We start from the raw sequence: 12,035 nt of genomic DNA, 5'->3' as shown, positions 1-12,035 counted from the left end.
CCCGCGCGTGAAACACCGGTGCCCCGAGCTCACCGAGCCCGGGGCACCTCACGTCGTACGCCCGAACTCACACCGCGACAAACGCCGCCGTCAGCAGCGCGAACCCCGCCGCCGCCATCCCCCACGCCACCCGGGTACGCCGCAGCCCGCCCGCCACGACCACCGACGCCAGCAGCAGCGCCCCGCCCAACGGCACCCACGCGTACAGGATCCCGGCCGGACCCGACCGCACCGCGCCGTCACCGCCGGGCTTCAGCACCACGCTGTACGTCCGCCCCTTCGCCACCGCGACCGAGTCCTCGACGACGACCCGCTCCCGCGCCTGCGACCCCGCCGACACCGGCGTGTACGGCCCACTGCACACCCCACCCCCGCACCGGGTCACCTCAACGGTGCCCTGCTCCCGCCCCTTGGTCAGCAGCACGTGCTGCGCCGTGCCCCAGGACGCCCACACCCCCGCGATCAGGATCAGCACCGTCACCGTCCCCATCGCCGCGACCCGGCCGAACGTCAGCAGGGCGGAGGAGGCAGACGATGCGGAGGACGCGGACGATGCGGACGATGCGGAGGAGGCAGACGGGGCCTGACGGGCCCGAGCGGCGGCGGAGGCAGGCATGGCGGGGATCATTGGCCATGTCCGCACGCCCGGTCAACTCACCCGCGCACCATCGGCGGACAAGTCACGAGTTGTACGCGCTCTGCGCCCGCTCCAGCCCCTCGATCACCAGCGCCTCCACCGCGTCGGCCGCCCGGTCCACGAAGTAGCCCAGCTCCTTGCGCTCCGCCGACGAGAAGTCCCGCAGCACGAAATCCGCCACCGGCATCCGGCCCGGCGGCCGCCCGATCCCGAAGCGCACCCGGTGGTAGTCCGGGCCCAGCGACTTCGTGATCGACTTCAGCCCGTTGTGCCCGTTGTCCCCGCCGCCCAGCTTCAGCCGCAGGACGCCGTAGTCGATGTCCAACTCGTCGTGCACCGCCACGACGTTGCCCACCGGCACCTTGTAGAAGTCCCGCAGCACCGTCACCGGACCGCCCGACACGTTCATGAACGACATCGGTTTCGCCAGGATCACCCGCCGGTTCGCGGGCCCGGGCGGACCGATCCGCCCCTCCACCACCTGCGCCTGCGCCTTGCCGTGCCGCTTGAACCGCGCCCCGATCCGCTCCGCCAGCAGATCCACCACCATGAAACCGACGTTGTGCCGGTTCGCGGCGTACTCACCGCCCGGATTGCCGAGGCCGGCCACCAGCCACGGCGCGCCCGCGTCCGTCGTCACGTCCCTGTCTCCTTCGCGTCCCTCGTACCCGTGCCTGCCCGTCCCCGCATACGCGTCGGCCGCTGCCCCGCACGGGAACAGCGGCCGACCACACGATGACCGTGGAGAGGATCAGGCCTCGGCGGCCGCCTCGCCCTCGCCCTCGCCCTCGGCCGGGGCCTCCTCGGCCTGCGCGGCCAGGACCTGCAGCACGACGGTGTCGTCCTCGACGGCCAGCGACACGCCGGAGGGCAGCTCGATGTCCCGGGCGTGGATCGAGGCACCGGCCTCCAGACCCGCCACCGACACCGTGACCTGCTGCGGGATGTGCGTGGCCTCGGCCTCGACCGGCAGCGCGTCCAGGACGTACTCCAGCAGGTAGCCGCCGGGGGCCAGCTCGCCCTCGGCCTGGACCGGGATCTCGACCTGGACCTTCTCGCCGCGCTTCACCAGCAGCAGGTCGACGTGCTCCAGGAAGCCCTTGATCGGGTCGCGCTGGACCGACTTCGGGATCGCCAGCTCGTTGGTCTTGCCGTCGATGTCCAGCGCGATCAGCACGTTCGACGTACGCAGCGCCAGCAGCAGCTCGTGACCCGGCAGGGTCAGGTGCAGCGGGTCCGAGCCGTGGCCGTACAGGACACCGGGGACCTTGTTGTCACGACGGATACGACGGGCGGCACCCTTGCCGAACTCGGTACGGGTCTCGGCGGCGAGCTTCACCTCGGACATGATCACTCCTCGTAGTAAGAACAGGAACGGACGTGGTCACCCGGCCACGAACGGCCTGCTACGAAGAGCGCGTCGATAACGGAGACCCACACCCGCGAACACGGGTACGGCCTCCCTCGCCGAGCAACTCCAGCAGTCTACTCGGACGGGAAGGCCGTACCCAAAACGATCAACAGGCGAGGTCGCAGCCTGCAGAACGGTTACTGCACAAAGCTCACTGCTCGTCGAACAGGCTCGTCACCGAACCGTCCTCGAACACCTCGCGCACCGCACGCGCGATCGTCGGCGCGATCGACAGCACCGTGATCTTGTCCAGCTCCAGCTCGCTCGGCGTCGGCAGCGTGTTCGTGAACACGAACTCACTCACCTTCGAGTTCTTCAGCCGGTCCGCCGCCGGACCCGACAGCACACCGTGCGTCGCCGTCACGATGACGTCCTCCGCACCATGCGCGAACAGCGCGTCCGCCGCCGCGCAGATCGTGCCGCCCGTGTCGATCATGTCGTCCACCAGGACGCAGATACGCCCCTTCACATGACCCACGACCTCGTGCACCGTGACCTGGTTCGCCACGTCCTTGTCCCGCCGCTTGTGCACGATCGCCAGCGGCGCGCCCAGCCGGTCGCACCAACGGTCGGCCACCCGCACCCGGCCCGCGTCCGGCGAGACCACCGTCAGCTTCGAACGGTCCACCTTCGCACCCACGTAGTCCGCCAGCAGCGGCAGCGCGAACAGGTGGTCCACCGGGCCGTCGAAGAAGCCCTGGATCTGGTCCGTGTGCAGGTCCACCGTCAGAATCCGGTCCGCACCCGCAGTCTTCATCAGGTCCGCGACCAGACGCGCCGAGATCGGTTCACGCCCGCGGTGCTTCTTGTCCTGCCGCGCGTAACCGTAGAACGGCACGATCACGGTGATGGAGCGGGCCGACGCGCGCTTCAACGCGTCGATCATGATGAGCTGCTCCATGATCCACTTGTTGATCGGAGCCGTGTGGCTCTGGATCAGGAAGCAGTCCGCACCACGTGCCGACTCCTGATACCGCACGTAGATCTCGCCGTTGGCGAAATCGAAGGCCTTCGTCGGGACGACCCCGACACCCAACTGCTGGGCGACCTCCTCGGCAAGCTCGGGGTGTGCGCGGCCGGAGAAGAGCATCATCTTCTTCTCGCCGGTCGTCTTGATCCCGGTCACAGCACTTTCTCCTCAGAGGTTCGCAGCTGAGCGACATGGGCGCTCACCCGACTGACCGCGGGGGCGTCTCAGCTTGTGGGGTGCGGATGTGCACTTATCACGGTACGCCGTGTCCGACGCGCCGGTTTCCGGTCAGTCTTCGCCGTCCGCCTCACGGGACGCCGCCTCGGCCGCCTTCGCCGCCGCGCTCCCCGGACGCTTCCGGGCCACCCAGCCCTCGATATTCCGCTGCTGGCCACGGGCCACGGCCAGCGAACCGGGCGGCACGTCCTTCGTGATCACCGAGCCGGCGGCGGTGTAGGCACCGTCCCCGACCGTGACAGGAGCCACAAACATGTTGTCCGAACCGGTACGGCAGTGCGAGCCGATCGTCGTGTGGTGCTTGTCCTGCCCGTCGTAGTTCACGAACACACTCGCGGCACCGATGTTCGAGAACTCGCCGATCGTCGCGTCACCCATGTACGACAGGTGCGGGACCTTCGTCCCCTCGCCGATCGACGCGTTCTTCGCCTCGACGAACGTACCGATCTTCGACTTGAGGCCCAGCCGGGTCCCGGGCCGCAGATACGCGTACGGACCCACGGAAGCCTGCGGACCGACGTGCGCGCCGTTGGCGACCGTGTTGTCCACCCGCGCCCCCGCCCCGACCCGGGTGTCCGTCAGGCGGGTGTTGGGGCCCACCTCGCAGCCCTCCGCCAGATGCGTCGCCCCGTGCAACTGCGTACCCGGGTGGACGACCACGTCCTGCTCGAACGTCACCGTCACGTCCACCCACGTCGTGGCCGGGTCCACCACCGTCACGCCGGCCAGCATCGCCCCGGTCAGCAGCCGGTCGTTCAGGATCCGGCGCGCCTCGGCGAGCTGCACCCGGTTGTTGATCCCCGCGATCTCGCGGTGATCCCCGGCCACCGACGCACCCACCCGGTGCCCCGCCTCGCGCAGGATCCCGAGCACGTCCGTCAGGTACTCCTCGCCCTGGCTGTTGTCCGTGCGCACCTTGCCCAGCGCGTCCGCGAGCAACTGCCCGTCGAAGGCGAAGACACCCGAGTTGATCTCCCGGATCGCCCGCTGCGACTCCGAGGCGTCCTTGTGCTCCACGATCGCCGTGACGGCACCCGAGGCCCCGTCCCGCACGATCCGGCCGTACCCGGTCGCGTCCGGCACCTCGGCGGTCAGCACCGTGACGGCGTTCCCGTCGGCCGTGTGCGTGGCCGCGAGCGCCTTGAGCGTCTCGCCGGTGAGGAGGGGAGTGTCCCCGCAGACCACCACCACGGTCCCGTCCACGGCACCGCCCAGCGCCTCCAGGCCCATCCGCACGGCGTGCCCGGTGCCGTTCTGCTGCTCCTGGACGGCGGTGCGGACGCCGGGGGCGACCTCGGCGAGGTGCGCGGTGACCTTCTCGCGGGCGTGCCCGACGACGGCGACCAGGTTCTCGGGGTCCAGCTCACCGGCGGCGGCGAGCACGTGCCCGACGAGGGACCGGCCGCACAGCTCGTGCAGGACCTTGGGAGTGGCCGACTTCATACGGGTGCCCTCACCCGCTGCGAGAACGACGACGGCTGCCGGGCGAATGGCGCTCACGGGATGCCCTTCGGCTGTTGAGGAGGTGGGGACATCCGCAGGATACCGGGGCGGTTTGCGGGGGACATGAGTGCGGGCCCTGACGGCACTGTCTGGCAGTCAGGACCCGAACTCAAGGCTCCCGGGGAAGGAATCGAACCCTCATTCAAGAGACCAAAACTCTTTGTCCTGCCATTAGACGACCCGGGATGGTTTGCCTGCTATGTCCGATTTTCTAGATCGGTTGCGGGCGCAGCCCCTACTATGCCGTACCAGGCGCCCTCCATGCGACGGTACGGGTCGGCGCTCTTGCGGACGTAGATCATCAGGCAACCGTGGTAAGAGTTCCCGGTGTTTTCGCGTCGTACGAGGGTTGTGCTTCTTGAGCGTGGCCCTGCTGAATGCTGACGCGTACGGTCGGGCGGTCTCGCGTCACTTCCAGCAGGTCGAGCCGTCGCAGGAAGAGGCTGATCACGTTGGGGTCTGACTGCTGTGCGCTCGGGCGAGGCAGGTCCCGCACCCACAGCGAGATCGAGCTCTTGCTGCACCCCAGCTCCATCTGAATCTGGTCGTACGTCGAGCCCTGAAGCCGTAGCTCCCGGGCCCGCTCCCTCAGGCCGTCCTTCGCGCGCGGCCGCTTCGTCCACTCGGGAGGCGGCTCGCCCTTCACGAGCCGGTTGAGTCCGCGTACCTGTTCTGTGAACGTGCCATGGGCATACCGTCCGGCCGGAATGCTCGCCTCCGGAGATGAAGGGCGCGGGGTTCACCGGTTCGAGGGGTATCGCGTCCTATCGTTTGTCGAAAGTCACCGGAAAGGGGGCGGTCGGCGCCCGTAGGCTGGAGGCATGACCACGACGGGGGAAGACCACGCGCCGGCCCGGGGTGGGCCCGCGTGGTGGGACAGGCGGCGCGGTGCGGTGCTCGACGTGAGCCTCGGTGCCGTGTCCGCGCTGGAGTGTGCGGTGGAGGGGGTTCCGTTCGCGCGGGACGCCGGGATCCCGGTGGGGACGGGGGTCCTGTTCGGGCTGCTGGCCGGTTCGGTGCTGGTGGTGCGGCGGAAGTGGCCGGTTGCGGTGGTGCTGGTGGCGCTGGCCATCACGCCGGCCGAGATGGGCTTCCTGCTGGGAGTCGTCGGCCTGTACACGCTGGCGGCGTCGGAGCTGCCGCGGCGGATCATCGGGGCCCTGGCGGGGATGACGTTCCTGGGGACGTTGATCGTGACGTTCGTGCGGTTGCGGCAGGACATGGGCCGGGAGGGCGTGGACGTGGGGGACTGGTTCTTTCCCTTCGCGTCGATCGGGACGTCCCTGGGCATGACCGCGCCGCCGTTGCTGCTCGGCCTGTACGTGGGGCAGCGGCGCCGGCTGATGGAGAGCCTGCGGGAGCGGGCGGACAGCCTGGAGCGGGAGCTGCAACTGCTCGCCGAGCGGGCGGAGGAGCGCGCGGAGTGGGCGCGCGGCGAGGAGCGGACGCGCATCGCGCGGGAGATGCACGACGTGGTCGCGCACCGGGTGAGTCTGATGGTGGTGCACGCCGCCGCGCTCCAGGCGGTGGCGCGGAAGGACCCGGAGAAGGCGGTGAAGAACGCGGCGCTGGTGGGCGACATGGGCCGGCAGGCGCTGACGGAGCTGCGCGAGATGCTCGGGGTGCTGCGCAGCGGCGGGGGCGGTGCGCGTGCGGAGCGGGCGTCGGTGCCGTTGGCGGCGGTGGGGATGGCCGCCGCGGTGGCGGCGTCGCGGGCGGCGGAGGACGGGGAGGCGTCGTCGGACGGGCCGTGTCTGTCGGAGCTGGAGGAGCTGATCGGGCAGTCGCAGGCGGCCGGGATGGTCGTGGACCTGTCGGTGGAGGGGGAGACGCGGCTGTATGCGGCGGAGGTGGAGTCGACGGCGTTCCGCGTGGTGCAGGAGGCGCTGACGAACGTGCACAAGCACGCGGCGGGCGCGAAGACGTATGTGCGGCTGGCTCACCGGGTGTCGGAGATCGCGATGCAGGTGGAGAACGAGCCGCCGCCGGAGCTGTCGGGGGAGGCGTCGGCGCGGTTGCCGTCGGGGGGCAACGGTCTGGTGGGGATGAAGGAGCGGGTGGCCGCTCTGGGGGGTGTGTTCGTGTCGGGGCCGACCGATGCGGGGGGTTTCCGGGTGTCGGCGGTGATTCCGGCGTCGTAGGTGCGGCGGCGTAGGCCCGGCGTCGTGGGTGCGGCGTCGTGGGTGCGGGGCGGTTTCAGCTCGTGGTGAGGCGGGTGGGCTGGGTGCCGGCGACCAGGGTGGCGAGGGCGGCGTCGATGGTGGGGCCGAGGTACCAGTCGCCGGTGTGGTCGAGGGCGTAGACGCGGCCTTCGGCGTCGATGGCGATGAGGGCGTGGCTGTCGGTCTCGGTGCCGAGGGGGCAGGTCTGGGTGTCCAGGGCGCGGCCGAGGTCGCCGAGGGTGCGGGCCATGTGGAGGCCGTGCAGGGGGTCGAGGTGGACGGCGGCGGGGGCGATCTGGCGGCCGGGTCCGGTGGGGGTGATGTGGAGGCCGCCGAATTCGGCCCACGCTTCCACGGCGGCGGGGAAGACGGTGTGGCGGTGTCCCGCGGGTGAGGTGTGTGCGCGCAGGGTGTCGGCCCAGATCTCGGCCTGTTTGATGTCCCAGCGTCCGGGTTGCCAGCCGGCGTCGCGGAGGGCGGCGTCGACGGGGACGGGGAAGCGGGGGGTGGAGGTGCGGTCGGCTTGCATCTGCCCTTGGTTCGTCTCGTCGGCTGGTTCGGCTCGGTCTGTCCGGTCAGTCCTGGTCGGCCGTGGGGTCGACGACGCGGACGCCGAAGTGGGCGGTGAGGGCGGTGCAGGCGCGGCAGGGTGCGGCGAAGGCGCCGTGGAGGGGGTCGCCGTCCTCGCGGATGCGGCGGGTGGTGAGTTTGGCGTGTTTGAGCGCTTTGCGGGCTTCGCCGTTGGTCATGGGTCTGCGTGCGGCGCGCTTGCTGCGTGCGGCGTCGGCGGTGGCGAGGTGCCGGGAGATGAGGATGGTCTCCGCGCAGCGTCCGGTGTAGCGGTCGCGTTGGCCGCTGGTGAGGGTGTCGAGGAAGTCCTGGACGAGGTGGTGCAGGGCGGGCGGGGTGTCGGCGCGGGTGGCGGTGCCGGTGAGTGTGGTGCCGCGTACGGAGAGGGCGGCGGCGACGGTGGGGAGTATGCCGTCGCGGCGGTGCCGGAGGGTGGGGGCCTGGGCGGCGTCGGTGCTGCTCCAGCCGATGCGGGGGTCGCCGCCGCGGGGGTCGTCGGACCGCGCGGTGTCGGGTCCCGTCTGTGTCGCACTCATGATCGTTTCCCCTCCTGAGCATCCCCCCGGAGGTCACAGGGTGCCAAATCGCGTGGCTGCTGTGGAAGCTGGGGCGTGGCGACACGCCCGGGTATGGGCGGTGTGTCACGGGAGGGTGACGGCTGGTCACGGAAGCGGGGCGGGCGGGTGACGGGCGCGGGGTCCGGTGCCGGTGACCCCTCCGGCGGTACCGCATAGGCTGTCGGCACCGCGCTCGGACGCGGTGGACCAGACAGTGCAGGCAGATCAGACGGATCTGGCAGCAGACAGACGCCGCAGGGGGCAACCGCCATGACGACAGGTCGGCTCGGGCAAGCAGCCGCGCCGCCGAACGCGGCCTATGCCGGGCAGGTCGTGCATTTCCCGGATCCGGTGCGGGCGGCCCGTCACCCGAGAGGGGTACGGGTGGACGCGGGTGGTTACCCCGATTTCTCGCCGTACGCGCGTGCGGTGGCGGAGATCGCGGACCCGCCGGAGGGGTTCGGGGTCGACGAGTTGCGGCTGACGGACTACGTGTCGGCGAACGCGGCGCTGTCGGCGTCGGGGCACGAACTGTGGGACACGGTGCCGGCGGTGGCGACGCCGCACGGCTGGACGTGGCACCACGTGGCGGGTTCGCGGCGGATGGAGCTGGTTCCGGTCGAGGTGAAGGCGTTGTTGCGCCATCACGGCGGGATCGCGACGGCGGCGGTGGACCAGGGCAAGCGGGGCACGCGGCCGTTGCAGGAGACGCGTCCGGCGCACTTCGGTCTGCCGAAGTCGGGTGTGGCGGTCACGGAGCAGCAGGTGCAGGGGGTCGAGGAGGATCTCGGGTACCGGCTGCCGGGTGCGTACCGGTCGTTCCTGAAGGCGGCGGGCGGGTGCGCGCCGGTGGGTACGGCGCTCGACGCGGAACTGGGGCTGCTGGTGGACCAGCCGTTCTTCACGGTGCGTGAGGAGGCGGCGGTCAACGACCTGGTCTACGTGAACAAGTGCCTGCGGGACCACCTGACGAAGGACTACCTGGGTGTCGCGTTCGTCCAGGGCGGTCTGCTCGCGGTGAAGGTGAAGGGCGAGCGGATCGGTTCGGTGTGGTTCTGCGCGTACGACGACGTGCGGGACGTGGATCCCGCGTGGCCGCCGGCGGAGCGGGTGGAGCGGCTGCTGCTGCCGTGCGGTGAGGATTTCGACGCGTTCCTGTCGCGTCTGGCGGGCTCCCCGCCGGAGTTGGAGACGGTGGCGAACCTGATGGTGGACGGCGGGTTCGCGCGTGCGGTGCCCGTGTCGGCGTCGGTAGGGGAGTGAGCTGACGATGGTGACGTTCGCGCAGGCGCAGGAGCGCGCGGAGGAGTGGGTCAACGGCGAGTTGCCGGCGTACCAGCACCGGGAGGTGCGGGTGCGGGAGTTCGACCTCGGGTTCGTGGTGTGGGCCGAGGACCGCGCGGACGGCCCGCGTTCGGACGGGGGTGCGCAACGGCTGGTGATCGCCCGGGACAGCGGGGAGGCGACGCTGTGGCCCTCGTTGCCGGTGGGCGAGGTGATCCGCCGTTACGAGGAGGAGTACGGCCGTCCCGACGAGGCCGAGGCGTCGGTTCCGCCGCCCGCGGCGCGGGTGGACCTGAACCAGACGTCGTTCCTGCTGAGTCCGCCGGAGTGGTTGCAGGAGGCGGCGGACCGGATCGGCATTCCGGACCGCCGCCGGGGTGACGGCGACGGGTCGGGTGGCGACGCCGGGGGTGCGGGGTCGGGCGCCGGTGGTGCGCTGCCCGGGACGCGGGCCGGGGTGCCGTCGGCGCCGGCGGCGTCGGCGGACGCCTCGTCCGGGAGCGGCGCGGGCTGGCCGGGCGCGGGTGCGTCCGGGGCGCCGGGTGCGCCCGCCGGGGCGACTCCGTGGGCGGGGACGGACACCAACGCGGACGCCGGTGAGGACCGTTCCGTGCCGCTGCCGCAGACCGTGTTCGCGCCGCCGTTGAGCGGTGCCGACGACGAGACGCCGCCGCCCTCGACGGCGTCGGACGCCAAGACGGCGCTGATGTCGGGCGGCAGTCAGCTTCCGCCGACGGCGCTCGCTCCGGCGATCGGGGAGCCGAGTGCGCCGGGCGCGCCGGGTGGTCCGCACGCGCCGGGAGCGCCCGCCGGGGCGGGTACGCCGACGCCGCCGCCCGCGGGCGCCGGGAGCAGTACGCCGCCGCCCGCGCCGTCGACGCCGCCCGCGGGGCAGCCGTCCGCCGGTGCGGGTGCGCCCGCCGCGCCGTCCGGGCCGTCCGCGGCGCCCGCCGGGGACATCGCCGACGCGGCGACCAGCAGGGCGACGCCTCCGCCGCGCCGTGGCGCCGGCGCGTCCACGCCGCATCCGCCGGGCGCCCCGGGGGTGCCGGGCGCGCGTCCGGGGAGCACGCCCGCGCCGGGCACGCCGGCGGGCGGTTACGTGCCGACCCAGCTCGTGTCGTCGCTCGGCCCCGAGGGACCGGAGGGCGGTCCCGGCACGCCGCCTCCGCCCAGCGCCCCCGGCACGCCGCCTCCGGCCGCGCCGGGTACGCCGCCTCCGCCGAGTGCGCCGAACGCTCCGGGTGGGACACCGCCGGGCGGGGTGCACCACGCCGCCACGATGCTGGCCGACCCGGGCAGGCCGGGGGCTCCCGGCGCCCCGCAGCCTCCCGGGCCGCCGCCCGCGGCTCCGCGTGCGCCCGGCGCCCCCGGCGCCCCCGGTGCTCCGGCCGCGCCGGGTACGCCACCGCCGCCCCCGGCGGCTCCCGGCGCTCCCGGTGCCGTGCACCACGCGCAGACCGTGCTGGCGTCGCCGTCCCTGGGTGGCCCCGGCGGCATCGGCACGCCTCCGCCGCCGCCCGGTGCGCCCGGCGCTCCGGGTGCCGTACCGCCGCCTCCCGGGCAGCCGGTGCCGGGGCAGCCGCCGGCGTACGGCTATCCGCCGCAGCCCACCGGTCAGCCGACCGTCGGCCCCGGCTACCAGGCCGTGCTGCGCTACCGCGCGCAGGACGGCTCCGAGCAGCAGCTGATCCGGCGTTCCGCGCCGGGCACGCCGCACCCGGAGTGGCAGATGTTCCACGAGCTGCGCTCCATGAACGTGCCGCCGGACCAGGTGCTCGAACTGCACACCGAGCTGGAGTCGTGCGAGCTGCCGGGCGCGTACTGCGCGCGGATGATCCGGGAGCAGTGGCCGCAGGCGCGGATCACCTCGATCGCGCCGTACGGTCCCGATCACGCGAGCCGGCAGCAGGGCATGCAGCAACTTCTGGCGCACCAGGGCGAGTTGCACCAGGTGGCCGACGGTCCCGCGCGTCCGGCACCGGTGCGGGCGCCGCTGCCGCAGGTGCAGCCGGCGCCGCCGGTTCCGCCGGAGGGCATCGGGCAGGAGCTGGCGGCGGCGTTCGGACCGGGTGTCTTCCGGTTCGAGCAGGCGGCGGTGTCCCGGCAGGGCGTGCCGCCGGTAGTGGCGCAGACGCTGGTGGCGGCCGGGCTGCCGATGGACATGGGCCCGTTCTTCTGGGCGCAGGCCCAGCCGGGGCGCCCGGTGCCGACGCTGGCGGAGCTGGCGGCGGAGCGCGGGGTGCAGCCGGCCTCGGACGCGGGGTCGTACCTCGTCGTGGGCAGCGACTTCGGGCGGGCGGTCTGTGTGCAGTACGGCACGGCGGCCATCGTGGCGGTGCCGGTGGAGGCGGGGCCGGGCGGTGCGCCGGTGCCGCCGCAGTTCGTGAACACGGGGCTGCCGGAGTTCGCGCGCTGTCTGGCGCTGCTGGGCCGGATGTGGCGGCTCAGGTTCGGTCTGAACCAGGAGCAGGCGGGCCGCTGGACGGTGGACTTCCAGGCGCAGTTGGCCGCGCTGGACCCGGCGGCGCTGGGGTCGCCGGAGAGCTGGTGGTCGGTGCTGCTGGAGCAGATGTGGGACGGGCTGCTGTGAGGCGCTCGCGCCGCTGACGTGCCCGAGGGGCGGGGCCCGGCCGACCGGTGAGTCGGCGGGGCCCCGCCCTTTTGTGTGCGGTGTGTCGGATTATGTGGGCTTACATCCGGT

The 12,035-nt window shown here is 72.5% G+C and carries 10 protein-coding genes, 1 tRNA gene and 1 pseudogene; 3 read left to right on the top strand and 9 right to left on the bottom strand.

The window, feature by feature from the left end; all coding sequences use genetic code 11:
* Window positions 1-67 precede the first annotated feature (67 nt).
* From IG88_RS0133570 to IG88_RS39420, 7 genes and pseudogenes are all read right to left on the bottom strand, one after another.
* Window positions 68-628 (bottom strand): hypothetical protein, encoded by a 561-nt coding sequence (locus IG88_RS0133570; protein ID WP_031049438.1) that lies wholly within the window; start codon window positions 626-628, stop codon window positions 68-70.
* A 52-nt stretch (window positions 629-680) separates the two neighbouring features.
* Window positions 681-1,277 carry an aminoacyl-tRNA hydrolase gene (gene pth, locus IG88_RS0133565; protein ID WP_031049437.1) on the bottom strand — a complete coding sequence of 199 codons (597 nt, stop codon included), beginning with the start codon at window positions 1,275-1,277 and terminating at the stop codon, window positions 681-683.
* Window positions 1,278-1,388: 111 nt separating this feature from the next.
* Window positions 1,389-1,985, bottom strand: coding sequence for a 50S ribosomal protein L25/general stress protein Ctc (locus IG88_RS0133560; RefSeq protein WP_031049436.1), 597 nt, complete (start codon window positions 1,983-1,985; stop codon window positions 1,389-1,391).
* Window positions 1,986-2,199: 214 nt separating this feature from the next.
* A complete protein-coding gene (locus IG88_RS0133555) occupies window positions 2,200-3,174 on the bottom strand; it encodes a ribose-phosphate diphosphokinase (RefSeq protein WP_030404929.1) in 975 nt (324 codons plus the stop codon).
* Between the two features lie 132 nt (window positions 3,175-3,306).
* On the bottom strand, window positions 3,307-4,755 hold the full coding sequence (gene glmU / locus IG88_RS0133550) for a bifunctional UDP-N-acetylglucosamine diphosphorylase/glucosamine-1-phosphate N-acetyltransferase GlmU (RefSeq protein WP_031049435.1): 1,449 nt from the start codon (window positions 4,753-4,755) through the stop codon (window positions 3,307-3,309).
* Window positions 4,756-4,873: 118 nt separating this feature from the next.
* Window positions 4,874-4,944, bottom strand: a tRNA-Gln gene (locus IG88_RS0133545).
* 11 nt (window positions 4,945-4,955) lie between these two features.
* Window positions 4,956-5,416 (bottom strand): annotated as a pseudogene (locus IG88_RS39420) (hypothetical protein); the annotation flags it as partial.
* Between the two features lie 163 nt (window positions 5,417-5,579).
* Between IG88_RS39420 and IG88_RS0133535 the strand changes: the two are divergent.
* Entirely contained in the window at window positions 5,580-6,899 is a 1,320-nt protein-coding gene (locus IG88_RS0133535; protein WP_031049433.1) for a sensor histidine kinase, read from the top strand.
* A gap of 55 nt (window positions 6,900-6,954) precedes the next feature.
* On the opposite strand, the gene IG88_RS0133530 is transcribed toward IG88_RS0133535, so the two are convergent.
* The gene (locus tag IG88_RS0133530) at window positions 6,955-7,449 is read right to left on the bottom strand and encodes an SUKH-3 domain-containing protein (RefSeq protein ID WP_031049431.1); all 495 of its coding nucleotides are present in this window, start codon (window positions 7,447-7,449) and stop codon (window positions 6,955-6,957) included.
* A 46-nt stretch (window positions 7,450-7,495) separates the two neighbouring features.
* Entirely contained in the window at window positions 7,496-8,026 is a 531-nt protein-coding gene (locus tag IG88_RS0133525; protein WP_031049429.1) for a YwqJ-related putative deaminase, read from the bottom strand.
* A gap of 291 nt (window positions 8,027-8,317) precedes the next feature.
* Here IG88_RS0133525 and IG88_RS0133520 point away from each other — a divergent pair, with 291 nt between their 5' ends.
* Entirely contained in the window at window positions 8,318-9,310 is a 993-nt protein-coding gene (locus IG88_RS0133520; protein ID WP_031049428.1) for an SMI1/KNR4 family protein, read from the top strand.
* Between the two features lie 7 nt (window positions 9,311-9,317).
* On the top strand, window positions 9,318-11,924 hold the full coding sequence (locus tag IG88_RS0133515; RefSeq protein ID WP_031049426.1) for an SUKH-4 family immunity protein: 2,607 nt from the start codon (window positions 9,318-9,320) through the stop codon (window positions 11,922-11,924).
* The last annotated feature ends 111 nt before the right edge of the window (window positions 11,925-12,035 follow it).

The sequence above is a fragment of the Streptomyces sp. NRRL F-5650 genome, from assembly GCF_000721365.1.
GTDB lineage: Bacteria > Actinomycetota > Actinomycetes > Streptomycetales > Streptomycetaceae > Streptomyces > Streptomyces ardesiacus.
This window is presented reverse-complemented; position numbering and strand designations above follow the sequence as displayed.